The sequence below is a fragment of the Rhizobium sp. A22-96 genome, assembly GCF_053521805.1.
The window spans coordinates 888,562-914,521 of the sequence record NZ_JBNWDQ010000003.1 but is presented as its reverse complement, the minus strand read 5'-3'; the positions used below and the strand labels follow the sequence as shown (position 1 = coordinate 914,521).

The window sequence follows — 25,960 nt, the reverse complement described above, 5'->3', positions numbered from 1 at the left end:
ACCTGCGGCCCTTCATCGCCGCGCGAATTTGGCGAGGAATATCAGAATGCATGCACCAATGAAACCGGTGACGAAAAAGCCGAGTCGGCCGCCGGGCACGCCGACATGCAGCGCCACCAACAGCGCTGCAGCCACGACCGAGCCGGCAATACCGAGGATGATGTTGAGGATGACCCCATAGCGCGCATCCATCAGCTTACCCGCGAGCCAACCCGCAAGACCGCCGATGATGATCAGACCCAGCCAACCCACGCTTTCCATCAAACCCTCGTTCCAGACCTATAGCCAGGATGCCCTAGACGATCAGTCTCGCCAGCAGCACCACGATAATCGCGCCGACCGTGGCATGAATGACTTCTACGACAAGCGCATTTTCAATCCCGAGCGATATCCCGAAATAATGAAACAGGAAACCGCCCACGAAAGCGCCGATCACTCCGCTCACCAAGCAACCGATGAGCCCACCGCCTCCGACGATCAAGCTCGCGAGAAAACCCGCGACCAGCCCGATGAGAAGAAAGACGACCCAACCTTGCGCAGCTATAGACATGTTGATTTCCTTTCCTGTTTTCCACCCCCTGGATAGAGGGCGAGGCAGGAATTTATCAAGCGTTCAGTACCCGGCCGTAGGCGTCGAGCACCGCTTCCTTCATCGATTCCGAAACTGTGGGATGCGGGAAGATCGTGTGCATCAGCTCTTCTTCGGTCGTCTCCAGGTTCATCGCAACGACGAAGCCCTGGATCAGTTCGGTCACTTCGGCGCCGACCATGTGCGCGCCGAGCAGCTCGCCGGTCTTCTTGTCGAAGATGACCTTGCAGAGGCCCTGATCCTCGCCAAGCGCGATGGCCTTGCCGTTATATGCGAAGGAGAAGCGGCCGACGCGGATATCGCGGCCGAGTTCCTTGGCCTTGGCTTCGGTGAGGCCGACGGAAGCGACCTGCGGCTGGCAATAGGTGCAGCCCGGAACCTTGCCCTTGTCGGTCGGATGAACATTCGGCAGACCGGCGATCTTTTCGATGCAGACAACGCCTTCGTGTTCGGCCTTGTGGGCGAGCATCGGTGGGCCGGCGACGTCGCCGATCGCGTAGATGCCTGCTACGTTGGTCTTGCCGTAACCGTCGATAACGACGCAGCCGCGGTCGGTCTTCACGCCGAGTGCTTCAAGCCCGAGATTCTCGATGTTGCCCTGTACGCCGACGGCGGAGATCATGCGGTCGGCAACGATCTGCTGCACCTTGCCGTCTTCCGTCTCGACATGAGCGGTAATGCTGTTGGCTGCCTTTTCGACCTTCGTGACCTTCGCCTTGGTCAGGATCTTCAGGCCGCGCTTTTCGAGCTGCTTGCGGGCGATGCCGGAGATTTCAGCATCCTCGACCGGCATGATGGTCGGCATGACTTCGACGACCGTCACATCAACGCCCATCGAGCGATAGAAGCTCGCAAATTCGATACCGATGGCGCCCGAGCCCATGACCAGCAGCGACTTCGGCAGGAAATCCGGCTTCAGCGCTTCGAAATAGGTCCAGATCAGCTTACCGTCAGGCTCGATGCCCGGAAGAGCGCGCGGACGGGCGCCTGTCGCGACGATGATGTGCTTGGCGGTGTAAGTGCCTTCGCCCTTGACGTTCTTTGGCAGCGGATGCTGCGGCTCGACGGCCGGCTTGGTCGACTTGCCGACCACGATTTCGCCCGGCTTGGTGATCTTGGCTTCGCCCCAGATGACGTCGACCTTGTTCTTCTTCATCAGGAAGCCGACGCCAGTGTTCAGCCGGGCGGAGACGCCGCGCGAACGGGCGACCACTGCCTTCACATCCGCGCTCACCTTGCCTTCGAGAACGAGACCGTAATCTTTCAGATGATTGGAATGATCAAGAATTTCGGCCGAGCGAAGCAGCGCCTTCGTGGGTATGCAGCCCCAGTTGAGGCAGATGCCGCCCAAATGCTCGCGCTCGACGATTGCGGTCTTCAGGCCAAGCTGGCCGGCGCGCACGGCGGCGACATAACCGCCGGGACCGGAGCCGATGATGATGACGTCGTAATTCTCAGCCATGTGTTTCCTGCCTTATTGGTGGCGGCGCATCGCAAGCTGGCGCCTTGAATTTATCAGAGACCGAGCATCATCCGCACGATCGGCTCGAGGCCGCGACCGAGCGCCCGGGTATTTTCCGCATCGAGATGCACGCCATCGAGCGGCGTAGTGACGGCGGCCGTATTCGCATCGAAGAAACCACAGCCCAGTTCGTCGGCCAGATCGCTATAGAGCGTCGGCAGCTTGTTCGATTCGTGGACCGCGCCCAAAAAGCTTGCCGCAAACGCCGCATTCGCCGTCTCGGTAATCGCCGGCGGGGCGACGATGAGGATGTCAGGCACCTCGTAGTCGAACCCCCAGGCGTGATTGCGAACCAGCTGCACCAACCGGCTGATGCCCTGAAGAGCAGCAAAGGCCGAACCGGCCACAACCGGCTTCATGTCATTGGTGCCCAGCATGATGATCACGAGATCCAGCGGATTGTGAGTCTGCAGGATCGTCGGCAAAATCCGCGCGCCGTTGCGATCGCAATCGGCCAGATGATCGTCGAAAGCGGTGGTGCGGCCGTTCAATCCTTCCGGAATGACGCGAACCTGATCGCCGAGCGCCTTTTGCAGCACGCTCGGCCATCGATCTTCATAGGCATGACGGCCGATCGTCTCGGCGCTGTAGCCCCATGTCAGCGAGTCGCCGTAACACAGAACAGTCTTGGTCATTCATGCCTCCGTGTCGCGACAAGGCTCAGACGAGCATCCCCATCGGATTTTCGATGTAGCCCTTGAAGGCTGCCAGGAGCTCGGCACCAAGCGCACCGTCGACGGCGCGATGGTCGGTCGACAGCGTGACGGTCATCACGTTGGCAATCACCATTTCGCCCTTCTTGACGATGACGCGCTGCTCGCCCGCGCCGACGGCCAGAATGGTCGCATGCGGCGGGTTGACGACGGCGGCGAAGTTCTTGACGCCCATCATGCCCATGTTCGACACGGCAGTCGTACCGCCCTGATACTCCTCGGGCTTCAGCTTGCGCTCCTTGGCGCGCTTGCCGTAGTCCTTCATCTCATTGGAGATGGTGGAGAGCGTCTTCTGTTCGGCGCTGCGGATGATCGGCGTGATCAGGCCGCCCGGAATGGAGACGGCAACGCCGACATCGGCGTGCTTGTGCTTGACCATGTTGCTGTCGGTCCAGGACACGTTGGCATCCGGCACGTCACGCAGTGCGAGAGCCAAGGCCTTGATGACCATGTCGTTGACCGAGAGCTTGTAGGCCGGAACGCCGTCCTTCGACTTCGGAGCGGAATCGTTGAGCTGCGTGCGGAGAGCCAGCAGCGCGTCGAGTTCGCAATCGACCGAGACGTAGAAGTGCGGGATCGTCTGCTTGGATTCCTGCAGGCGCTTGGCAATCGTCTTGCGCATGCCGTCATGCGGCACGAGCTCGTAGGAACCCTGCTCGAACAGCTTGAGGACGGCATCGTCGGACATGCCCTTCGGCGCTGCCGGAGCGGCGGCCGGCTGTGCAGATGGTGCTGCTGCGGGAGCAGCTTTGCCTGTACCGCCTGCGATCGCAGATTCGATATCCTTCTTGACGACGCGGCCGTGTGGGCCGGAGCCTGCAACTGCAGCGACATCGACGCCGGCTTCCTTGGCAAGACGACGTGCGAGCGGCGAAGCGAAGGTGCGATGACCGTCCGCTGCGGCCGGAGCCGGAGCGGATGCAACGGGAGCCGTAACGCTTGCCGGAGCAGGCGCTGCAGCCGGGGCGGCTGCAGGAGCAGCTTCCGCCTTCGGTGCTTCCTTGGGAGCCGGGGCAGCGCCGCCACCGGCACCGGAAGCAGCAGCCGCAACATCCTCGCCATCGGCGGCAAGCACCGCAATCAAGGCATTGACCTTGACGCCTTCGGTGCCGGCCGGAACGACGATCTTGGCAACGGTGCCTTCATCGACAGCTTCGACTTCCATCGTTGCCTTGTCGGTCTCGATCTCGGCAATGACATCGCCGGACTTGATCTTGTCGCCTTCCTTGACGAGCCACTTGGCGAGGTTGCCCTCTTCCATGGTCGGCGAGAGGGCAGGCATGGTGATGTTGATAGGCATCGATGGGCCCTCCCCTTATTTGTAGCAAACGGCCTTCACCGCATCGACCACTTCGGCGACGCTTGGAAGCGCCAGCTTTTCGAGGTTGGCGGCGTAAGGCATGGGTACGTCCTTGCCAGCAATCGTCAGGATCGGCGCATCGAGATAGTCGAAGGCCTGCTGCATGACGCGGGTGGCGATTTCGGTGCCGACGGACGACTGCGGATAACCCTCTTCGACGGTCACCAGGCGACCGGTCTTCTTGACCGATTCGATGATCGCCGGCAGATCCATCGGACGGATGGTGCGCAGGTCGATCAGTTCGACATCGATGCCCTGGGCTTCCAGCTCGGCAACCGCCTTGGTGGCATAGGTCATGCCGATGCCGAAGGAGACGACCGTTACGTCTTTGCCCGGACGATGGATGCGGGCCTTGCCGATCGGCACGGTGAAATCATCGAGCTTCGGCACGTCGAAGTGCTGGCCGTAGAGAATTTCGTTCTCGAGGAAGATGACCGGGTTCGGATCGCGGATAGCCGACTTCAGCAGGCCCTTGGCGTCGGCTGCCGTGTAGGGCATGACGACCTTGAGACCGGGGATCTGGCTGTACCAGGCGGCGTAATCCTGGCTGTGCTGAGCGCCAACGCGGGCAGCAGCGCCATTCGGACCGCGGAAGACGATCGGAGCACCCATCTGGCCGCCGGACATATAGAGCGTCTTGGCAGCGGAATTGATGATCTGGTCGATCGCCTGCATGGCGAAGTTGAAGGTCATGAACTCGACGATCGGGCGGAGGCCAGCCATGGCGGCACCGACGCCGATACCGGCAAAGCCATGCTCGGTGATCGGGGTGTCGACAACGCGACGTGCACCAAACTCCTGCAGCAGACCCTGAGTGACCTTGTAAGCACCCTGGTATTCGGCGACTTCTTCGCCCATGACGAAAACGTCGGGATTGGCGCGCATTTCTTCGGCCATTGCATCGCGCAACGCTTCGCGCACGGTCGTCGAGACCATCTCGGTGCCGGCCGGGATTTCCGGATCGACAGGAGCAGCGGCCTTCGGCTGAGCCGGAACGGGGGCCGGCGCGGGAGCAGCGGCAGCAGGTGCTTCGGTCTTGGCCGGTTCGACAGCGGGTGCAGCCTTGGCGGACGAAATGTCTGCAGCGGATTCACCGTCCTGCAGCAGGATGGCGATCTTGGCGTTGACCTTCACGCCTTCGGTGCCGGCTTCAACCAGCAACTTGCCGATGACGCCTTCGTCGACAGCTTCCACTTCCATGGTGGCCTTGTCGGTTTCGATTTCGGCAATGACGTCACCGGAAGTGACTTTGTCGCCTTCCTTCTTGAGCCATTTCGAAAGAGTGCCTTCTTCCATCGTCGGAGAAAGGGCGGGCATAAGAATATCGATGGGCATTGATCGTCCCTCCCCGATTTACAGCAGAATGTCGGTGTAGAGCTCGGATGCGTCCGGCTCCGGATTGCTCTGGGCAAAATCGGCGCTATCGGCGACGATTTCGCGGACATCCTTGTCGATATCCTTCAGATCATCCTCGGTCGCCCAGCCCTTTTCGAGAAGGCGAACGCGAACCTGCTCAATCGGATCATGCTCGGAGCGCATCTTCTGCACTTCGTCCTTGGAGCGATACTTAGCCGGGTCCGACATGGAGTGACCGCGATAACGGTAGGTCAGCATTTCCAGGATGATCGGGCCCTTGCCGGAACGGCAGTAAGTTATGGCCTCGTCGGCCGCTGCCTTGACGGCGCGAACGTCCATGCCGTCAACCTGAATGCCGGGGATGCCGAACGAGGCGCCGCGCTTGGAGAAATCAGCCTGCGCAGTAGCGCGGGCAGTCGAAGTGCCCATGGCGTAACGGTTGTTCTCGATCACGAAGATAACAGGCAGCTTCCAGAGCTGCGCCATGTTGAAGCTTTCGTAGACCTGGCCCTGGTTGGCAGCACCATCGCCGAAATAGGCGACGCTGACATTGTCATTGCCGCGATAGCGGTTGGCAAAGGCGAGGCCGGTGCCGAGCGAGACCTGGGCGCCGACGATGCCGTGGCCGCCGTAGAAATTCTTTTCTTTGGAGAACATGTGCATGGAGCCGCCCTTCCCTCGGGAATAGCCGCCCTGACGTCCGGTAAGCTCGGCCATCACGCCGCGTGCTTCCATACCGGTTGCCAGCATGTGCCCGTGATCGCGATAACCGGTGATGACCTGATCACCATCCTTCAAGACCATCTGCATGCCGACGACGACAGCTTCCTGGCCGATATAGAGGTGACAGAAACCGCCGATGAAGCCCATGCCGTAAAGCTGACCGGCCTTCTCTTCAAAGCGGCGGATCAGAAGCATCTCACGATAAGCCTTAAGCTCCGCATCACGGTCGAATTCCGCGATCGGACCGCCATTGGTTTCCTTGGCAGGCCTGGATGCTGTTTTACGGCTGGAAACGGTCGCGTTCTTTCGCGGCGCCATTCAACCCTCCCTGTGTGAGTAGCCTCGTTTTGTGGTGAGGCGTAACATAGGCAAGATTGTTCGCCACAGCAATGCTATAATTGCATGGCTCATATTCTTTGCAAGTAACTGATATTATTTGCAAAAATGCAATTAACCGAAATTCGGTTAATTGTGGCTATTTATTGAAGATGACGATCTCGTTCGCCTTGGAATAGGTCAGCTGATAGCGCGCATATTGGTCCAGCATATCCTTGTCCAGGGAGCCATCGCTCAGCAGAGCGACTTCCTTTTCAAGGTGCTCACGCTTGGCGACGAGATCAGCGAGTTCCTTGCTGCGATCGATACGGCGCTGCTCGAAAACCTCCGTGGCCTTCAGGCCGTAGTCACCATGGACACAATGATAGCCGAAATAGCTGACGAAGGCCACAGTAACAGCGGGAAGAACGAAACGGCCGAACTTTCTCTTCTTATGATACTTTGTCCACATACTCGCTCGAAACGCTCTATCGCTGGAGATCGCTAGCCTCAGACCCATGCGACGATAGCATTGTGGCTGCGGATAAGATCACGTCAAATCAAACACCTAGAGCGACTCTAGCCGCGAGAGATTAACCGTCCGTTGACTCTAACTGCCCCCGCAACAAAAAACCGCGCCCGAAGGCGCGGTTCGATCTCCTGGATGACGAAGGCGTAGATCCCCGGGGATCACGCTGCCCGAGTATCAGGCGCGAAGAATGGAGCGGCCGGCATATTTTGCCTGTGGGCCGAGACCTTCTTCGATGCGGATCAGCTGGTTGTACTTGGCAAGACGGTCGGAGCGCGACAGCGAGCCGGTCTTGATCTGACCGCAGTTGGTGGCAACCGCGAGATCGGCGATCGTGGAGTCTTCGGTTTCGCCAGAGCGGTGCGACATGACGGCTGTGTAGTTGGCCTTGTGCGCAGTTTCGACGGCGTCGAGGGTTTCGGTCAGCGAACCGATCTGGTTGACCTTGACGAGGATCGAGTTGGCGACGCCCATGCGGATGCCATCGCGCAGGCGAGCGGAGTTGGTGACGAACAGGTCGTCGCCGACGAGCTGCGTCTTCTTGCCGATCAGGTCGGTGAGCGTCTTCCAGCCTTCCCAGTCGTCTTCAGCCATGCCGTCTTCGATCGAGACAATCGGGTACTTGGCGGCGAGTTCCGCGAGGTATTCAGCCATCGCGCCGGATTCCAGCGTGCGGCCTTCGCCTTCCAGCACGTACTTGCCGTCCTTGAAGAACTCGGTCGAGGCGCAATCGAGGCCAAGCGCAATTTCTTCGCCAGGCTTGTAGCCAGCCTTTTCGATCGACTTCATGATGAAATCGAGGGCAGCAGGAGCGCTCGACAGGCCCGGTGCAAAGCCGCCTTCGTCACCGACATTGGTGTTGTGGCCCTGGGAGGCCAGTTCCTTCTTGAGGACGTGGAAAACTTCCGAGCCCATGCGCACGGCATCGCGGAACGTTTCGGCGCCGATTGGCAGGATCATGAATTCCTGGAAATCGATCGGGTTGTCGGCATGAGCGCCGCCGTTGATGATGTTCATCATCGGAACCGGCAGCAAGCGGGCATGAGCGCCGCCGACATAACGGTAGAGCGGCAGGTTGGCGCTCTGGGCTGCGGCCTTGGCGACGGCGAGCGATACGCCGAGGATGGCGTTGGCGCCAATGCGGGACTTGTTCGGCGTACCGTCAAGCTCGATCATGATGTCGTCGAGCTGGATCTGGTTTTCAGCGTCCATGCCGCCGATCGCGTCGAAGATTTCCGAATTGACGGCCTCGACAGCCTTCTCAACACCCTTGCCATGGTAGCGCGTGCCGCCATCGCGAAGCTCGACGGCTTCGTGCGCACCGGTAGACGCACCCGACGGAACCGCCGCGCGGCCCATGCTGCCGTCTTCGAGGTAGACATCGACTTCGACGGTGGGATTGCCACGGCTGTCGAGAATCTCGCGGGCGATAATGTCGGTGATTGCGGTCATGATAGCTTCCTGCTCGCTGGTTTATAAATCGATTGAAATGGTCTTAATCGAAGACGCGGAAATTACAATGCCGCTCCGCCTCCCGATTTGACACTCCTTCAGGCCCCGTAACGCAAAATCATGTCAGCCTGTTGAATGCCTGTGATTTCTCAGGCCTTGGCGATGGCGTCGAAGGCCAGAAGCTTCTCCAGAAGCCTTGGCATATCCTTCAGATAGACCATGTTCGGGCCGTCCGAGGGCGCATTGTCCGGATCTTCGTGCGTCTCGACGAAGACGCCGGCAACGCCAACGGCAACTGCGGCGCGCGCCAGCGTCTCTACGAATCGGCGATCGCCGCCAGTCGAGCCGCCCTGCCCGCCCGGCTGCTGCACGGAGTGGGTGGCATCGAAAATGACAGGCGCACCCATTGCCGCCATGATCGGCAGCGAGCGCATGTCCGAGACGAGCGTGTTATAACCGAAGGAGGCGCCACGCTCGCAGAGGAGGATATTCGGGTTGCCGCTTTCATTCAGCTTGGCAAGGACGTTCTTCATGTCCCAGGGCGCCAGGAACTGGCCCTTCTTGACGTTGACGACGCGGCCGGTCTTGGCGGCGGCGACCAGCAGGTCGGTCTGGCGCGAAAGGAAGGCCGGGATCTGCAGGATATCAACCGTCTTGGCGACAACGGCGCATTGTTCCTCGGTGTGAATATCGGTCAGCACCGGAAAGCCATATTCCTTCTTGAGATCGGCAAAAATTTCCAATCCCTTCTCGATGCCGATACCGCGCTTGCCGGAGAGCGAGGTGCGGTTCGCCTTGTCATAGGAGGATTTATAGACAAGGCCGATGCCGAGCTTGTCGCAGAGTTCCTTCAGCACGCCGGCCACCATGAAGGCATGCTCGCGGCTCTCCATCTGGCAGGGGCCGGCGATCAGCGACAGCTTGGCAGTGTTGGAAAACAGAACCTTGGACGCTCCCTCGCCGACGATCACTTCCGAATTCGTGCTCATGCTATCTCCTCGAAGGCGAAAAGAGCGCCCGCTGCGGGCGCCAGCTTTGCCAATATACGATTGTTCTTACGCGTGTAGGTGACGCCGTTAGCAGCGAAATGCGACGATGTCACGGAAAGATCGCGTGTTTTGAAAAGGATTGCGCGGGCTCGAAGCCCCGGATCGTCCTTGCCGACCCGCAAATCGTAAAACGCCTCCATGCCTTCCGGCGTCAGGAGATCGATGTCGGCATTGGCAGCCCGGATTGTCAGCCCGAAGGAATGCTCGGATATCCTGGGGTCACCTATGATCTCCTCGAAAAACGAGCGGTACGCGGCGGGTTTGGTCGTCGATATCGCCACCCGCGCAATGCCGGTGACAGCATTTTCATGGCGCTCCAGCACGCTGCGATCGGCGGGCGACGGATTGATGCGCTGGCAGCAGAAGGCCAGGAAATCGGGCGCACGCAGATCGGCGGCAAAGGCAAGACGGAAACCCGCCTGGGTTTCCGTGCCATCCGGCATCTTCATCGGCCTCGAAAAATCCAGCATCCGTCCGGCGGAGATCATGCCGGCCTTGAAACGTTCGTCGTCAGCGACAGCGTCGTTCGTGCCGAAAACCACTCCGGAGAACCCGTCTTCACCCATTCGAAACCGATAGGCCTGATCACGAGCGACGAAGACATTGCCGTCCTCGATGCTCTTTTCACACTGCTCCAGAGATGTGACCCCGAGGGGCTCCAGATAGGTCTTGTCGGCAAAGAAGACGCATGCGTTCTCGGTGCCAAAGGGATGGCGCGCATCCGGAGCCACCGTAAAGCCAAGCCTGCCAAGGCGTTCACGCGCCGATGCGATATTGACCGTCGGCAACACAAGATGATCCAGCGGATGCGGCAACGAAGTCATGGCGTCTCCGATTTTCTGCTGCGGCAGGTTTGCGCCGATCCACGGTCCAATTCAAGGCCAAAGCAGCGCAGCGATGATGCTGGACAATGACTGTTTCTCGACAGCAGCCGAACCTTCTCGGTACAAGCTAGATTTCAGCCATGCTTCAGATAGGTGACTTAAACTCAAAACCACTCCGTCTGCGCATCCAGCGGCGTTTTCCCATATTTATCGTTATGTTAGCACCGATATAACCATTCGCCGCCGCGCCACGATCCATTCGATAATTTTAAATATCTAACTGACAGGGCAAAGCTTTACCGAAATTTAAGTACTTGCGGAACACATATGGAACATATAGTGTCCGTTCTGGATTTGTTTCACGACGTTTCTCTTGATTCTGGGGTTCCAAGACGATGTTGACGCGCAAGCAGCAGGAACTGCTTCTCTTCATTCACGAACGGATGAAGGAGTCCGGCGTTCCACCATCTTTCGATGAAATGAAGGACGCATTGGATCTTGCATCCAAGTCCGGCATTCACCGTTTGATCACGGCTTTGGAAGAGCGAGGCTTCATCCGTCGCCTGCCGAACCGGGCAAGAGCGCTCGAAGTCATCAAGCTGCCGGATGCCTACAATCCCAGCCTGCAGCCGCGCCGCGGCTTTTCACCGAGCGTCATCGAAGGCAGTCTTGGCAAGCCACAGCCGGTCGCGCCGCCTGCTCCCCCAAAGGTGGCCAATGACGACCAGAACAGTTCGGTGTCGGTGCCCGTCATGGGCCGCATCGCAGCCGGCGTTCCGATCTCGGCCATCCAGAACAATACCCATGAAATAACCGTTCCCGCCGATATGCTCGGTTCGGGCGAACATTATGCCTTGGAAGTGCGGGGCGATTCGATGATCGATGCCGGCATTTTTGACGGCGATACCGTCATCATCCGCAATTCGACGACTGCCAATCCCGGTGACATTGTTGTCGCCCTTGTGGATGACGAAGAAGCAACGTTGAAGCGGTTTCGCCGCAAGGGCGCTTCCATCGCTCTAGAAGCCGCCAATCCGGCATATGAAACACGCATATTCGGGCCGGATCGCGTCAAGGTCCAGGGCAAGCTTGTCGGCCTCATTCGCCGCTATCATTGACTGGTGACGCAGAACGGATTGGCACACCATAGGTTCCGGTGCGCCAATCATAGGTTCGGTGCCGCATCCATGGGCGTTGCGGATTGTCGAAAGCTGTGGAGATGATAGGCGTGTCCGAGTCGAAATTCATTTCGACCGAGCCGGTTCGCCTCAATGTAGCGCCGGTGAAAAGCATTGCTCCGGAGCGGCAGCGATCGAGACGCAGTTTTATCGGCGTAACGACGATATTTGCGGTATCGCAAGCAGGCGGTAGATAGGCTGCGTCCTCGATGGTGACGAGCATTGCGCCGTTTTCAAGCATTGCGACACACCATGCACCCTTCTGGCAGGCAAAGCTTCCCTGCATCGTCTGATCGAGCGCTTCCTCCATTGCCTTGCGCACTGCGTTTTGTTCCTCCGTGCTTAACCGCCGGCGGCGATCTGCTTTGCTGACATGAGGGAGCCGGCTGTCGGCCGGAAGAATGGTTGGCGGTTGGTGTTCTGCTGCCACCAGCGCCTTCTGCCATTGCTCGAAGATAAAAGCCTGCGGTCTTTCGCGGTTCGTTGCCAAGATGTAGTCCTGTCGCAACGCGACCAGAGCGCCATCTTCGGAAATCATCAGATCCGGCTTCGGCACGCCGGAACTGAATGTTGCTGCACCGATCGCTGAGAGCAACAGCAGCAGCCCGACATGGCGCAGGCGGGTCCGCAACATGGTCATGATCAGGAAGCCGGCTATGAAAGTCGGCATGAGCCAGCCCGCTTGACGGCCAAAGGTGATATCGCCTCCCCAGCCCGCCACGGTCTTGGCGATCAGGATGACCAGTTCCAGTCCCTCACCGGTGACTTTCCAGAATGGCGCATCAAGGCCAAGCGGCATCAGCAACATGGCCATCATACCGAACGGCATGACAATGAACGAGACGATCGGCATGGCGGCGAGATTTGCGGCAAGCCCGTATGTCGCCAGTCGGTGAAAATGCTCGATCGAGAAAATCGCCGTCGAAGCACCGCCGACGAAGGATGTCGACAACACGCCGCCGAAAAAACGAGAGACGAAGAGCAGCGGGCTGAGGAGCCTGGAGCGCGAAAATATGCTTTCGCGATGCTGCCGCCGCTTCCACAGCGTATAGCCCGACACCAGCGCCAGCGTCGCGGCATAGGACATCTGGAAACTCGGCCCCAGCACTTGCGATGGAGACAGAATGAGGATCACGATTGCCGAAAGCGCTACATTTCGCAGGCTGATCGATGGCCGGTCGAAGAGCACGGCAACCAGCATGATCGCCATCATGATGAAGGCGCGTTCTGCAGACACGCCGAAACCGGAAATGAGGTAATAGGCTGTCACGGTGAGCAGCGCACCAAACGCGGCCACCTTCTTGGTTGGCCAGGCCTGCGCGACACCAGGAAACAGACTGAAGAGATAACGCAGGCCGATATAGAAAATGCCCGCCGATAGCGCCATGTTCAAGCCTGAAATGGCGATGATATGCGTCAGGCCTGCGGTTCGCAGCGCCTCGGTCGTTTCATCTGAAATCGCTCGTCTCTCATCGGTGACAAGCGCGGCTGCAAACGCACCGGTGTCACCTGGCAAGGTTCTCCTGATCCTGTCGCCTATGCTGTTACGCAGGCCGGCGAGCCAGATATCCGCCTGATCGAGCAACGACTCTTTTGTGATATCACCATCTGGTGACAATAATTCCGGGGTGCCGTAGGCGAAGCCGTTCGCGCCAATTCCATTGAAATAGGAGCTGAATGCGAAATCGTTGAGGCGCGGCAAGGCCGGGCCTGCCGGCGGGGTTAACCGCGCCCTGCCCTGGATCCGATCACCCAGGTTGAATGGCTCTGCCTGTTTTCGGACGAAGATAGTGACGCGTTCCGGCGCTCTTCGAATGGCCGGCTTTTCCGTTCCATCGACTTTGACGACATATCTCCAACGGCCGTTGTCATAGGATTCACGCCTTTCGACCCGACCAGTAACGGTTGTCGTCACTGCCGAATCGAGCATCACTGTCGATGCCCGCCAGCTTTCCCATTGCGCCAGAGCCACGCCCAGACTCATCAGCATGCCGGCAAAGAGGGCATGTCGGAACAGACGGCCCGCATCACGCTTAAACAGAAAGGCACCCGTCAAAAGCAGCAGTGCCACCAGGACCGCTTGCGAAGGCGGATCGCTATCGACCTTGAACCAAAATATCGAGCCCAGCCCCATATAGATTGGTGCGAACAGGATGGCGCGACCATGCGCCGCTTCCTCTTCGATCAGTCTTCCTATGGCAGCTCGGCCATGACCGAGGGCCAGGTAGAGCTGTGCGAACAGGCGCGCCTGATCTTGCGTTCGTTGACGTCGTCCAGTCTTCGCACGAGGGGCGAATGAGGCAATAGCGTGGCGATGCTGCGAAGGCAGAACAAGGTCCCGGCCATCTTCCTGCTGTTCCGGTGCCTCTAAATTAGGCATTGAGCGCCTGCCCCACGCAAAACTACAGCTTTCGCGCGATTTTTGCCGTCACCATCAGGTGATTTCAACCGAAATCGACAAATCTGTCACCGATTTGCGCTATTTACCGGAACGGCGCGATCAAACAGGCTACCGCAGTGCCCAAAAGTTGATACTGCAATGCACAATTCGGCATTAGGATAACTTGGCATTAGGCTCTGGATCATATAGCTAGTCGTTAGTCGCTTAACCTTTTGGCGCTTTTTATGGCGTCAATCCCGCCAAATCTTGGAGGATCAGCATGACGGAACAAAGCGCGAAACTAACTTGGGGTGAGAAGACGGTGGATCTGCCGGTCAAAACCGGAACCATCGGCCCGAGTGTCATTGATATTGGTGCCCTTTATAAGAACACCTCCACTTTCACCTACGATCCCGGCTTCACCTCGACGGCGTCTTGCGAGTCGAGCATCACCTATATTGATGGCGACGAAGGCGTTCTGCTGCACCGCGGCTATCCGATCGATCAGCTGGCCGAACACGGCGATTTTCTCGAAGTTTGCTATCTGCTTCTTTACGGCGAATTGCCGACGGCAGCACAGAAGAAGGACTTCGACCATCGCGTCGTGCACCACACCATGGTGCATGAGCAGATGTCGCGCTTCTTCACCGGCTTCCGCCGCGATGCGCATCCGATGGCCGTCATGTGCGGCTGCGTTGGCGCGCTGTCGGCCTTCTATCACGACTCGACCGACATCACCGATCCGCATCAGCGCATGGTCGCGAGTCTTCGCATGATCGCGAAGATGCCGACGCTTGCCGCAATGGCCTACAAGTATCATATCGGCCAGCCCTTCGTTTATCCGAAGAACGATCTCGACTACGCATCGAACTTTCTGCGCATGTGTTTCGCGGTTCCCTGCGAAGAATATGTGGTCAATCCGGTGCTCGCACGCGCCATGGACCGCATCTTCATCCTGCATGCGGACCATGAGCAGAATGCGTCGACCTCGACGGTCCGTCTCGCCGGCTCTTCAGGTGCCAATCCGTTTGCCTGTATCGCTGCCGGCATTGCCTGCCTCTGGGGCCCAGCTCATGGCGGCGCCAACGAAGCAGCGCTCAACATGCTCAGCGAAATCGGCTCCGTTGATCGTATTCCGGAATACATTGCCCGCGCCAAGGACAAGAACGATCCGTTCCGCCTGATGGGCTTCGGCCATCGCGTCTACAAGAACTACGACCCGCGCGCCAAGATCATGCAGAAGACGGCGCACGAAGTTCTCGGCGAACTCGGTATCAAGGACGATCCGCTGCTGGATATCGCGATCGAGCTGGAGCGCATCGCGCTTACCGATGAATATTTCATCGAGAAGAAGCTCTATCCGAACGTCGACTTCTACTCCGGCATTACGCTGAAGGCTCTGGGCTTCCCCACGACCATGTTCACCGTGCTGTTCGCTCTCGCCCGTACCGTCGGCTGGATCGCTCAGTGGAACGAGATGATCGAGGATCCGCATCAGCGTATCGGCCGTCCGCGCCAGCTCTACACCGGCGCACCGCTGCGCGAATATGTTCCGGTCTCCAAGCGCTAAGCTTTGGCATTGAAAACAAAAAACCGGTCAGAAATGACCGGTTTTTTTATGGGACAAAACGTCCAGAATGATCGCCGCAGCCTTGTCGCCCGGCGGCTCCTCTGTCTGCATCCGTTGCCAGACCAGATCGTAGCCCGCGAGCATCGCCGCGCGCTCGCGCGTATCATTCGACAGGCGCTCCATGTAACGCGCCAACAGGCCGGGACGCAGGACGTCGTTGATAAGTTCCGGGACTACGGCATAGTCGGCAATCAGGTTCGGCAGGGCGGCCGACCACACCTTGATGCGCGACATCACGAATCTCGCCAGCCACTCCGTTTTGTAGGTCGAAACCACCGGAACGCTGGCCAGGCCCAGTTCCAGAATCACCGTGCCCGATGCGGCCATGGCGGCATCCGCCTGCGCGAAGGCCTGCCATTTTGCATGCTGACCGACAAGGATTTCCGGTTTGACGGTCCAGCTTTCCAGGAGCGAGCGCACGAGAGTTTCCTGCTTCGGGACTGTCGGAAGCAGGTAGCGAACTGCATTATTTCGCCGACTAAGTTCTTCGGTAGCCCGCTCAAAGACTGGAAGGAGCTGGCGGATTTCGGAACCGCGCGACCCCGGGAGAAGGAGAACAGTCATCGGGGTGTCGGCGGCGACGGCACCGCGCAAAGCACGCTGTTGGCGCGTCTCCAGCAGATTGGCATCCACGGTCAGGCGGTGGCCAACATAGGTGGTCGCCGGACCACCGAGGCGCTGCATCGCTTCCGGCTCGAATGGCAGAACCGCCAGCACGTGATCGACATAGGCAAGCATCTTTTGCGCCCGATACTCCTTCCACGCCCAGACGCTGGGGCAGACGTAGTTGACGATCGGAACGGTGGGCAATGCCTTGCGCACCCTCTTGGCGACGCGATGCGTGAAATCCGGGCTGTCGATGATAAGAAGCACGTCGGGCTTGGCGGCGATAATGGCATCGGCCGTCTGGCGAATGCGAGCGAGCAACTTCGGCAGTTGCTTGATCACCTGGATGAAACCCATGATCGAGAGCTCGGAATAATCGAACAGCGAATGCAGCCCCTGGGCTTCCAGCGCCTCGCCGCCGACGCCAACCAATTCCACGGGGCCTTCATAGCGCCGCTTCAACGCCGCAACGAGATCGCCGCCCAACAGATCGCCAGAGACTTCGCCGGCGACGACGGCGAGCTTCAGTGGTGCCACACCGCTCACATGAAGCCCTCCGCGCTTAATCCGCGGTCGATACCGCAAACGAAAATGCCTGCCTCGTCCGCCGCTGCAATCACCGCTTCACGCTCGAGAACCAGTGCCCTGCCCGCCTCCACTGCGACGCCAGCAAGCCCTGCCTTTTTGGCATTCAGCACGGTGGAAACGCCGATGGACGGCAGATCGGCACGCACATCCTGCTGCGGTTTGCAGAGCTTGACCAGTACGCCGCGACGGCGCTGCGATATACGCCCTTCAGCACGTAAGCCGGCCACACGCTCGATCATTCTGTCCGTGCCCTCGGCACCTTCCAGCGCAACGACACGACCGCCGACACTGACCGCACCCTGGCCGACATCCAGCAACCCCAACGCATCGGCAGCCTTGGCACCTTGCGCGATATCGCGCAGATCCTCCGCGGATGGTGCGTGACGGCCGAGCGGCCCGGTAGTTGCCAAGAGATCGGGCGCGATTTCATGCGCGCCGACGACGCGGACGCCACCGGCCTCGATCAAACGGATGACCATTTGCAGCACGGCATTGTCGCCACCGGAAAGAAGTGTGCGAATGGTTAGGGGCAATTCCTTGATCACCCGCCAAGTCGGGTGGATCTCGCGCCAGGGCGGACGGCGGGCAACGCCGCCGGACATGACGACCCGGTCAACGCCATAGCGGCGAAAAGTTGCTTCCAGGCCGGCAAAATTGCCAACGCCGAGATTGGCGTGATCGAAAGCGGACCAATCTCGGTCCGCTTCATTCGTCAAGGCGATAACAACGGGATTTTCACCGGCCTGCCGGGCGGCGTCGGCGACATAGGCGGGCAAGAAGCCACTGCCTGCGATGATCGCCAACCTGCCCTCGCCCTTGAGGCCGGCCGAAACCACGTCAGCTCTTGCCGCGATTAGGCGACGACAGTGCGCGATCGCTATCGGCCGCGATGAAATCGAGGATCTCAATCACTTCCTTGCAATCGACATATTCCTCGCGGATCGCAGTGGCGTTGTCACGGATCGAACCGCCGCCTTCGAAGATGCTCTTATAGGCGCGCCGAACCCTGTGAATGACCGCACGGTCGATACCCGCACGAGACATGCCGACAATATTGAGGCCGGAAAGCACACCAGGATTGCCGTTCAGCATGCCGTAGGGAATGACATCGTAACTCGCAGCCGAAAGGCCGCCGATGAAGGCCTGCCGGCCGATGCGCGTGAACTGATGGACAGCGCAACCGCCACCGAGAATGGCCCGATCTTCCACGGTCACATGCCCTGCCAGCATGACGTTGTTTGACATGATAACGTTGTTACCGATGCGGCAATCATGCGCCACATGCGAATTGGCGAGGAACAAATTATTGTTGCCGACGATCGTCTTACCGCCGTAATCGGCTGTACCGGTGTTGATCGTCACGCCTTCGCGGATGGTGCAGTTCTCGCCAACATCCAGCGTCGTTTCTTCGCCGCCGTGATGGACGCTCTGCGGATCGCCACCGACGATGGCCATCGGAAATATCTTCGTTGCCTTGCCGATCGTCGTACGTCCGGTGACCACGGCATGCGTCAGCAGTTGGACGTTGTCATGAAGCACGACCTTGGGGCCGACATGGCAGAAAGGGCCGACCACGACGTTCTCGCCGACGATGGCACCATCCTCAACGACCGCGAACTTATGAATGCTCGCGCTTTTTGCGATGCTGCTCATGCCTGGTCTTGATCCTTCCTCACAATCATCGCGCCGATATCGGCCTCGGCAACCAGCGAGCCATCTACCTTGGCGTCGCAATGGAATTTCCAGATCGTGCCACGCTGCTTTTGCTTGACGACATGAAACTCGACGCGATCACCCGGAACGACCGGTCTGCGGAAACGGGCATTGTCGATCGTCATGAAGTAGACGAGATTGCCGCCGATACCGTCCTTGCGGGCGCAGATTGCGCCTGCAGTCTGCGCCATGCCTTCGATGAGCAGCACGCCCGGCATGATCGGGGAGCCCGGAAAATGCCCGGTGAATTGCGGCTCGTTCGCCGTCACGTTCTTGATGCCGATCGCGGAATTATCGCTGTCGATCTCGATGATCTTGTCGACCATCAAGAAAGGATAGCGATGCGGCAAAAGCTTCATAATTTCCAGAACGTCGGCCGACGACAACGACGCCTTGGCTTCCTCAGTCATGCTCCGCACTCCCGTCCTTCTTTTCTCTTGCTCCTGACCGCTTTGCGATCTCCGCCGATTCCCTTAGAAAATCCCACAGGGGTCGCGCTGGAAGACCAGCATAACGCTCGCCCGCCGGAATGCTGTTCATCACGCCGCTTTTGGCACCGATCTGTACACCGTCGCCAATGTGAATATGGCCGTTCAACCCCGCCTGACCACCGATCTGCACACCGTCACCAATCACCGTGCTGCCGGCGATGCCGACCTGGCTGACGATCGCGCAGTGGCGGCCGATGCGAACGTTATGTCCGATCTGAACTTGATTGTCGATCTTGGTGCCTTCGCCGATCACGGTGTCGTCCATCGTGCCGCGGTCTATCGTGGTATTGGCGCCGATCTCGACATTGTCCTGAATGATCACGCGGCCGATCTGCACGATTTTCACCATGCCACGCGGCCCAGGTGCATAACCGAAGCCGTCCTGGCCGATGCGCGTGCCGTTGTGGATAATGACACCGTTACCGATATAGGCGCAGAGCACGCTCGCTCCGCCGCCGATATTGCAATTTCGTCCGATCTTGACGCCAGGTCCGATCAGCGCGTTGGCACCTATGCGGGTTCCCTCGCCGATCTCAGCACCTGGCCCGATGACAGCTCCCGGCTCCACGCCAATATTGGCTTCCAGCTTGGCCGTCGCATCGATGAAGGCACCGGGTGAAATAGTCCCCGGGCTCGACGTGAACGCAACCGGCTGCAGCGCTTCTGGATGCAGCAATCCACCCACAAGTGCGAAATCCGTATGCGGCTTCTTGGAAAGAAGTATCGGAATATGTGCAGGCACAAAGGATCGCAGTGCCGGCAGACAAATAATCGCCGAAGCCTTGCAGGTCTCCAGCTCGCTACGATTTTTCCGGGAAAGAATATAGCAAATATCGCCTTCGCCCGCCCGGTAGACGGGAGCAATAGATCTGATGACGACCTCCGAAGAGGCCGCATCAGCAAGTTCCGCCCCAAGATGGAGAGCCAGCTTAGCTAAGCTGACTCCACCGTGGAGCGGGAAAAAACCTGTATGTTCCATAAGCACCAGCTCCAGAACGGTGTTCAAGCCCGCAGTTCTGGACTGCCGATATCAGAACTGGTTGGCGATGCCAAACCGGAAATTCTCAACCTGGTCGTAATCCTGCTTGAGAACCGGAACAGCATAGTCAACGCGGATGACACCGAACGGCGACGACCAGATCAGGCCTGCACCGAGCGAAGCTCGGATCGAACTATCGTTGTAAACCGAATCGCCGAAGGAATTCGCCTTGTTACCGTAGAGCGTACCCGCGTCCGCGAATGCTGCCAGACGCAGACCAATGTCCTGCGGTACACCCGGCATCGGCATGCTCGCTTCAGCCGAAGCGGTGAAGTAAGTCGTGCCACCGAGCGGGTTGTTATCGTTATTGCCGACGCGAGGACCGATACCAGCATTCTGGAAGCCGCGGACTTCACGGCCACCGAGCGTGAACTGATCGAACACGTTCAGCTTGCTGCCATCCGTCGGCATCACGTAACCGGCACCGACCGTCAACGAGCCGATGATATCGGCTTCGTCGCTGATCATCTGGTAGTAACGAGCCTTGCCGCTCAGCTTGTAGAAGTTCGAGTCGCCGCCGAGGCCCGCAAATTCATGCGTAAACTTGGCGATGAAACCTTCACGCGGCAGATTCTGGTCGTCCAGCGTATTGTAGGTGAAGGTCTGCGAAATCGTTGACTGGGTCCAGGGACCGTTTTCAATGAGATTGACATATGCGCGCGAAAGATTGTCCTGCCAATCGTTCGTGCCGTCGTATGTCAGCTTCTTGTAGTTATAACGCAGCGTCGTCGCCAGGTTCTCGGTGATCGGCGCGGTGACGCGCAGCGAGAAACCTTCTTCCGAATAATCGTAGTAGTCGGCGCTCGACGTCTGGTTCTTGAAGATATCGAAACCGGCAGCCAGGCGATAACCGAGGAAGTAAGGCTCGGTGAACGACACGTTATAGGTACGATTGCCTTCCGTGCCGGCACCCGCTGCGATGCGGATATACTGACCACGGCCGAGGAAGTTCTTTTCTTCGACAGACGCTTCCAGCAGGAGACCGCCGTTGTTGCCGACGGCGTAACCAGCACCGATACCAAACGAGCCGGTCGGCTGATCTTCGACGTTGACGATGACGACGACACGGTCAGCGGCACTGCCCTGCGCCGTGGTGATGTCAACCTTGGTGAAGTAACCAAGGGCATCAAGGCGGCGCTTGGCACGCGTGATCATTTCCTGATTGAACGCATCGCCTTCGTTGAGATCGAACTCGCGGCGGATGACGTAATCGCGCGTGCGGGTGTTGCCGCGGATTTCGATACGCTCGACATAAGCGCGCTCGCCCTGGTCAACGAGGTATTCGATACCAATCGTGTGGCCAGTCAGATCGCGGTTGCCGCGCGGCGTGATGCGAGCAAACGGATAGCCTGCAGAAGCGACGCGCTTGGAAATATTTTCGATCGAAGTCTGGATATCCTTGGCGCTGTAAACATCGCCCTTGTGCGTGATAACGAGACCCTTCAGTTCGTCGGCATTGACGCCATCGACCGTCGAGACGACGTTGATGTCACCGTAATTATAGCGCGGACCTTCGTCGACATTGAAGTTCAGCGTGTATTCGTTGCTCTGCTCGTTCATCGTCGCGTCAGCGCTGACGATGCGGAAGTCGGCATAGCCGTGATTGTAATAGAACTGACGCAGCGTATCCTGGTCGGCCTGCTGGCGTTCCGGGCTATACACGTCCTTACGCGTCAGGAAGGACAGGAAGTTCGTCTTCTTCGTGCTTATGACCGACGCGAGACGGCCGCTGCCGTAAGCCTGGTTGCCCGAGAAGTTGATCTTGTCGATCTTGGTGCGGTCACCTTCATTGATGACGAAGGCCACGTTGAGGCGGCCCTGCGCGACCTGTGCGGTCTGCGTCGTCACCTGGACGTCGTTACGGCCAATCGAGGCATAGGCGTCCTTGATGGTCTTGATATCGGCCTGAACGCTGGCTTCGTTGTAAGGACCGGCAGCATGCGTCTGCACGATGCCCTGAAGCTTGTCGTCCTTGATCTTGTGGTTGCCGTTGAAAACCACAGCGTTGATCAGCTGGTTTTCCTTGACGGAGACGATAAGGGCGCTGCCCGAAACGCTGATATGCACATCGGAGAAGTATCCGGTCGCATAAAGCTGCTTCACCGATGAATCGATATCGGCGGGAGAGAAGCTCTTGCCGGGCTTGATCGTGATATTGTCACGAACAGCCGTTGCCCCGATGCGCTCGGCACCCTGGACATCGACCCGCTGAATAACAGCGGCTTCCGCAACTGAGGCAGAGGCAAGGGTGATAACACCAGCGCCCGACGCAACAACACCAGCAGACAGCGCTACCGCCGACACTGCGTTCAATAATCTTGAACCAGCCTTCATTTTCACTTCTTACCTTTTTTTCAGTCGTCCCCAGCCCCGAGCGAACCCGATTCCGGCCACGTGTGTCGTTTTACCCGCTTTTGACATACAAGCAAGGGAGCAAGTTAATTTCCGTTTACTTCATTTCAAAGCGTGACCCATTCGCCACTACAGCTTTGAAACATCGTAAATAAATCGTAATTTCCTCTCGTCTCGCTCCGCTAGCCTAATCTGGAACTAATATCGTTCCATGTCGCAAACACCATGAGTGACAACACCATCGCAAATCCAATCCGGAAAGCGATATCCTGTGCCCGTGCACCCAACGGTTTTCCCCTTACGGCTTCAATCGCATAGAACATCAGATGCCCGCCATCAAGTACCGGCACCGGCATCAAATTTAATAACCCTATTGAAACAGAAAGTATGGCGGCGAACTGAAGCACCGCAGCAAAACCTAAGGTTGCCATTTGACCCGAAAGTTGCGCAACCCTGATGGGGCCACCCAGCTGATCAGCCTTCATGTATCCGCCAATGACGTTGGCGATATATTCGAAGGTCCCCGAGATGATGCTCCCAGTCTGCTTGACGCCCTCGCCCACCGCCTGCAGCGGCCCATAAGCCTCGTAGCGCAGCTTAATCGGCTTCTGACCATCCGTGATGCCAATGGTGGCGATCTCCGCCTGGGTGCCAAAGGCATCCGCCTCCTCCGACTTCTTCGGCGTCACCGACAGGTCGCGCGTCTGGCCGTTGCGTTCTACCGACAAGGTCACAGGCTTGTCGGCATGTGCGGCGGCATAACGCTGCACTTCACCGATAGAGCCGATTGCACGTCCATCCACAGAAAGAATGCGATCGCCGAGCTCTAGGCCCGCCGCTTCGGCAGGGCTATCGGGAGCAATCGACCCGACCAGCGGATCGATCGGAGCTATGCCGATGCTGCCGACATCCTTTTTGTTACCGGAGGCGTCGGTGTCGGTCAGCCTCTCCGGAACCACCGGAAAATCGCGCATCTGGCCATTGCGCTGCACAGTCAGGACAATGCTCTTGCCGGGGCGATCACTGACGTAACGACCGATATCGTAATAGGTGGCGACATTGTTGCCGTCGATGGCGACCAGCCGGTCTCCAGCCAATATCCCGGCCTTTGCCGCCGGACCGGCAGGCTCGATGGCCGTAACGAGCGGATCGACCAATGCGATGCCGATGCGGCCCATCTCCATCTTGTTGCCGAACTGATCGGTGTCCTCAACCAGTTTCGGGATAATCTTGAAGTCGCGCTTCTGACCGTCACGTTCGACGCTCAGCACGATCGTGCGGCTCGGGCGCAGCCCGACATAGCGCTGCACCTCGTCGAAAGTGGTGATCTTGACACCGTCGATGGCAACCAGCCGATCGCCAGGCTCGATACCGGCCTCGGCGGCGGCGCCGTCGCGCGTCACCATGGCAACCACTGGATCGGCCGCGGTGCGACCGTAAATGCTGAAAAGCACGGCGAAGATAGCAATGGCGAGAATGAAATTTGCAATCGGGCCGGCTGCAACCGTCGCGGCCCGCTTCCAGAGCTTGGCGCCGGCGAAGGATTGGGCCCGCTCCTCCTCCGTCATTGCCGACAGTTGATCGACATCGGTCTTGCTCGAGGCATCCTCGTCGCCGAAGAAGCGCACATAGCCGCCAAGCGGAATAAGCGAGAGTTTCCAGCGTGTGCCATGACGATCGGTAAAGCCGGCAATCTCCGGGCCGAAACCGATCGAGAAGGCCATGATGCGGATACCGGACCAACGGCCGACCAGATAGTGGCCCATCTCATGGACAAAAACGAGCAGAGACAGGACAAAAACAAACGTGATGACGTTGTTCGTTAAAAACCCGATGAAGCCAGCAGCGGCACCCATGCAACGATCCTGTTCGTGTTAGTTTCAGACACCGAGCAGAACGCCGCCCAATGACAAGGTCTCGCCGCTCATTGTCAGCGATATTACGATAGCCAACAAAAACGCCGCAAAACAAGCAAAAATTAGTCCATCGACCCGATCCATGACGCCGCCATGGCCGGGAATCAGATGGCTTGAATCCTTCACGCCGAAACGGCGCTTGATGAAAGACTCGAATAAATCGCCAATCTGGCTGCATATGGACAGCACCAGCGCCAGGATCGGCACCCTCAAATCATTGGCGGAAAAATAGCTCCAGACGACAGCGGTTCCCGCTACAACGGCGGCAATGGCACCGCCGATCGCCCCTGACCAGGTCTTGCCCGGCGAGATGCTCGGCGCGAGCTTCGCACCGCCGATCGCACGGCCGACGAAATAGGCAAAGATATCAGTTGCCCAGACGGTGGCGAAGATAAACAGCATCAACACGAAGCCGCGCAGATCGTCATCGCGAATCTCAGCAAGGGCAATTACGGTCAATCCGGAATAGAAAACACCTCCGGGCAGCCACCAGCTTTTTCGCCGGACACCGGCCATGACGGCAGTCGCAGCGACAAAAGCAGCCAGAACCTCGACGGAGTAGACCGATTCGCCCACCAGAGTTGCACCGGCAATCAAAACAAGGCCGAGCCAACCGAGCGCATTTCCCTGCGGATCGGTGCCATGCAGATCAGTTATCGTCGACCACTCATAATAAACGAGCAAGCCTATAGCCGCGGCCAGAAAGCGAAAGCCCAGGCCGCCATACCAGGTAGCGGCAAGAACGATGACGGCAAGGATGATGCCGGAGATGATACGCAGCCTGAGTTCGCGGCTCATCAAGACCCCACAGCCGCCGCCGGCTTGGCGGAAAGACCGCCAAATCGCCGGTCGCGTGCGGCATATTTCTCCAGCGCTGCAAAGAAGAGATCGCGGCTAAAGTCGGGCCAGTATTCGGGCATGAACATGAATTCGGAATAGGCTGCCTGCCAAAGCAGGAAGTTCGACAGCCGCTCCTCACCGCTCGTGCGGATAATGAGGTCGGGATCGGGAATGCCTGCTGTATCCAGGCGGGCGCCGACCAAATCCGGGCTGATGTCCTGCGGACGCAGGCGTCCCGCCTCCACGTCCCTGGCCAGGCTCGCAAAAGCCCGCACAATCTCGTCGCGCGAGCCGTAATTGAATGCAATGACCAGTGTCAGGGCCGTGTTGTTCCTGGTGGTCTCCTCGGCCTCGATCAGCAGGGGCAGAATATCGCCACGCAGGTTGCTGCGATCGCCGATGACGCGGATCCGCACGTTCTGTCGGTGAAGCTCGGCAAGATCTCGCCGGATGAACGCCTTGAGAAGACCGAGGAGGTCGCTGACCTCCGTCTCCGGGCGGCGCCAATTCTCGGAGGAGAACGCAAAGAGCGTCAGATATTTTATGCCGATATCGCCGGCCGCCCGTACCGTTTCCCGAACGGCCTCCACGCCCTTGCGGTGGCCCATGGTGCGCGGCAGGCCGCGCGCGTTGGCCCAACGCCCGTTGCCATCCATGATGATGGCGACGTGTTCGGGTACGACAGAGAACGTAGGAGCTGACATATGGATCCGGTTTCGTTCGGCAGAAGATGCCCTGGCCTCGTAATCTAGGGCACAATCACGGCTTTCAATGTTTCCAAATCGAAAGCGCGAC

23 protein-coding genes are annotated in these 25,960 nt (G+C 58.7%); 2 read left to right on the top strand and 21 right to left on the bottom strand.

What is annotated here, in order from left to right; translation table 11 throughout:
* Positions 1-12 precede the first annotated feature (12 nt).
* The 11 genes from ACQZ6F_RS17265 to ACQZ6F_RS17215 all read right to left on the bottom strand — a co-directional run bounded on the left by ACQZ6F_RS17265 (position 13) and on the right by ACQZ6F_RS17215 (position 10,432).
* Positions 13-261: a GlsB/YeaQ/YmgE family stress response membrane protein gene (locus ACQZ6F_RS17265; RefSeq protein ID WP_068386452.1), complete on the bottom strand. Its 249-nt coding sequence runs from the start codon at positions 259-261 to the stop codon at positions 13-15.
* A 34-nt stretch (positions 262-295) separates the two neighbouring features.
* Complete coding sequence (locus ACQZ6F_RS17260; protein WP_174071292.1) at positions 296-550, bottom strand: GlsB/YeaQ/YmgE family stress response membrane protein; 255 nt, start codon at positions 548-550, stop codon at positions 296-298.
* A gap of 55 nt (positions 551-605) precedes the next feature.
* Positions 606-2,051 carry a dihydrolipoyl dehydrogenase gene (gene lpdA / locus ACQZ6F_RS17255; protein WP_174071291.1) on the bottom strand — a complete coding sequence of 482 codons (1,446 nt, stop codon included), beginning with the start codon at positions 2,049-2,051 and terminating at the stop codon, positions 606-608.
* Between the two features lie 53 nt (positions 2,052-2,104).
* Positions 2,105-2,746 (bottom strand): SGNH/GDSL hydrolase family protein, encoded by a 642-nt coding sequence (locus ACQZ6F_RS17250; RefSeq protein ID WP_267550976.1) that lies wholly within the window; start codon positions 2,744-2,746, stop codon positions 2,105-2,107.
* A 25-nt stretch (positions 2,747-2,771) separates the two neighbouring features.
* Positions 2,772-4,124, bottom strand: a complete 1,353-nt coding sequence (locus tag ACQZ6F_RS17245) for a pyruvate dehydrogenase complex dihydrolipoamide acetyltransferase (protein ID WP_449093270.1) — start codon at positions 4,122-4,124, stop codon at positions 2,772-2,774.
* A 15-nt stretch (positions 4,125-4,139) separates the two neighbouring features.
* Complete coding sequence (locus ACQZ6F_RS17240) at positions 4,140-5,519, bottom strand: pyruvate dehydrogenase complex E1 component subunit beta (RefSeq protein WP_449093271.1); 1,380 nt, start codon at positions 5,517-5,519, stop codon at positions 4,140-4,142.
* A gap of 18 nt (positions 5,520-5,537) precedes the next feature.
* Positions 5,538-6,581 (bottom strand): pyruvate dehydrogenase (acetyl-transferring) E1 component subunit alpha, encoded by a 1,044-nt coding sequence (gene pdhA, locus ACQZ6F_RS17235; RefSeq protein WP_449093272.1) that lies wholly within the window; start codon positions 6,579-6,581, stop codon positions 5,538-5,540.
* A gap of 157 nt (positions 6,582-6,738) precedes the next feature.
* The gene (locus tag ACQZ6F_RS17230; RefSeq protein WP_068386432.1) at positions 6,739-7,050 is read right to left on the bottom strand and encodes an FtsB family cell division protein; all 312 of its coding nucleotides are present in this window, start codon (positions 7,048-7,050) and stop codon (positions 6,739-6,741) included.
* 234 nt (positions 7,051-7,284) lie between these two features.
* Entirely contained in the window at positions 7,285-8,559 is a 1,275-nt protein-coding gene (eno, locus tag ACQZ6F_RS17225; RefSeq protein ID WP_077469860.1) for a phosphopyruvate hydratase, read from the bottom strand.
* A 149-nt stretch (positions 8,560-8,708) separates the two neighbouring features.
* Positions 8,709-9,548, bottom strand: coding sequence for a 3-deoxy-8-phosphooctulonate synthase (gene kdsA / locus ACQZ6F_RS17220; protein ID WP_449093273.1), 840 nt, complete (start codon positions 9,546-9,548; stop codon positions 8,709-8,711).
* Positions 9,545-10,432: a VOC family protein gene (locus ACQZ6F_RS17215; protein ID WP_449093274.1), complete on the bottom strand. Its 888-nt coding sequence runs from the start codon at positions 10,430-10,432 to the stop codon at positions 9,545-9,547. The genes kdsA and ACQZ6F_RS17215 overlap by 4 nt, the downstream gene beginning before the upstream one ends.
* A gap of 395 nt (positions 10,433-10,827) precedes the next feature.
* On the opposite strand from ACQZ6F_RS17215, the gene lexA reads away from it, so the two are divergent.
* On the top strand, positions 10,828-11,550 hold the full coding sequence (gene lexA / locus ACQZ6F_RS17210; protein WP_068386422.1) for a transcriptional repressor LexA: 723 nt from the start codon (positions 10,828-10,830) through the stop codon (positions 11,548-11,550).
* Here the strand turns inward: lexA and ACQZ6F_RS17205 are convergent.
* Positions 11,531-13,744, bottom strand: coding sequence for a ComEC/Rec2 family competence protein (locus ACQZ6F_RS17205; RefSeq protein ID WP_449093695.1), 2,214 nt, complete (start codon positions 13,742-13,744; stop codon positions 11,531-11,533). The two genes, lexA and ACQZ6F_RS17205, sit on opposite strands and share 20 nt — an antisense overlap.
* 526 nt (positions 13,745-14,270) lie before the next feature.
* Between ACQZ6F_RS17205 and gltA the strand changes: the two genes are divergently transcribed.
* A complete protein-coding gene (gene gltA / locus ACQZ6F_RS17200) occupies positions 14,271-15,560 on the top strand; it encodes a citrate synthase (RefSeq protein ID WP_077469856.1) in 1,290 nt (429 codons plus the stop codon).
* 27 nt (positions 15,561-15,587) lie between these two features.
* Here gltA and lpxB read toward each other — a convergent pair whose 3' ends face one another.
* From lpxB to ACQZ6F_RS17155, 9 genes are all read right to left on the bottom strand, one after another.
* Positions 15,588-16,772 (bottom strand): lipid-A-disaccharide synthase, encoded by a 1,185-nt coding sequence (lpxB, locus tag ACQZ6F_RS17195; protein WP_449093275.1) that lies wholly within the window; start codon positions 16,770-16,772, stop codon positions 15,588-15,590.
* On the bottom strand, positions 16,769-17,650 hold the full coding sequence (locus ACQZ6F_RS17190) for an LpxI family protein (RefSeq protein ID WP_449093276.1): 882 nt from the start codon (positions 17,648-17,650) through the stop codon (positions 16,769-16,771). Before ACQZ6F_RS17190 ends, lpxB begins: the two co-directional genes overlap by 4 nt.
* Before the next feature lies 1 nt (position 17,651).
* Complete coding sequence (gene lpxA, locus ACQZ6F_RS17185) at positions 17,652-18,467, bottom strand: acyl-ACP--UDP-N-acetylglucosamine O-acyltransferase (RefSeq protein ID WP_449093277.1); 816 nt, start codon at positions 18,465-18,467, stop codon at positions 17,652-17,654.
* Positions 18,464-18,937, bottom strand: coding sequence for a 3-hydroxyacyl-ACP dehydratase FabZ (gene fabZ / locus ACQZ6F_RS17180; RefSeq protein ID WP_077469852.1), 474 nt, complete (start codon positions 18,935-18,937; stop codon positions 18,464-18,466). Before fabZ ends, lpxA begins: the two co-directional genes overlap by 4 nt.
* The gene (gene lpxD, locus ACQZ6F_RS17175) at positions 18,930-19,997 is read right to left on the bottom strand and encodes a UDP-3-O-(3-hydroxymyristoyl)glucosamine N-acyltransferase (RefSeq protein ID WP_077469851.1); all 1,068 of its coding nucleotides are present in this window, start codon (positions 19,995-19,997) and stop codon (positions 18,930-18,932) included. The genes fabZ and lpxD overlap by 8 nt, the downstream gene beginning before the upstream one ends.
* A gap of 51 nt (positions 19,998-20,048) precedes the next feature.
* Positions 20,049-22,391: an outer membrane protein assembly factor BamA gene (bamA, locus tag ACQZ6F_RS17170; protein WP_077469850.1), complete on the bottom strand. Its 2,343-nt coding sequence runs from the start codon at positions 22,389-22,391 to the stop codon at positions 20,049-20,051.
* 200 nt (positions 22,392-22,591) lie between these two features.
* On the bottom strand, positions 22,592-24,265 hold the full coding sequence (rseP, locus tag ACQZ6F_RS17165) for an RIP metalloprotease RseP (protein ID WP_449093278.1): 1,674 nt from the start codon (positions 24,263-24,265) through the stop codon (positions 22,592-22,594).
* A 24-nt stretch (positions 24,266-24,289) separates the two neighbouring features.
* The gene (locus ACQZ6F_RS17160) at positions 24,290-25,123 is read right to left on the bottom strand and encodes a phosphatidate cytidylyltransferase (RefSeq protein WP_077469848.1); all 834 of its coding nucleotides are present in this window, start codon (positions 25,121-25,123) and stop codon (positions 24,290-24,292) included.
* Complete coding sequence (locus ACQZ6F_RS17155; protein ID WP_068386386.1) at positions 25,123-25,869, bottom strand: isoprenyl transferase; 747 nt, start codon at positions 25,867-25,869, stop codon at positions 25,123-25,125. Before ACQZ6F_RS17155 ends, ACQZ6F_RS17160 begins: the two co-directional genes overlap by 1 nt.
* Positions 25,870-25,960 lie beyond the last annotated feature (91 nt).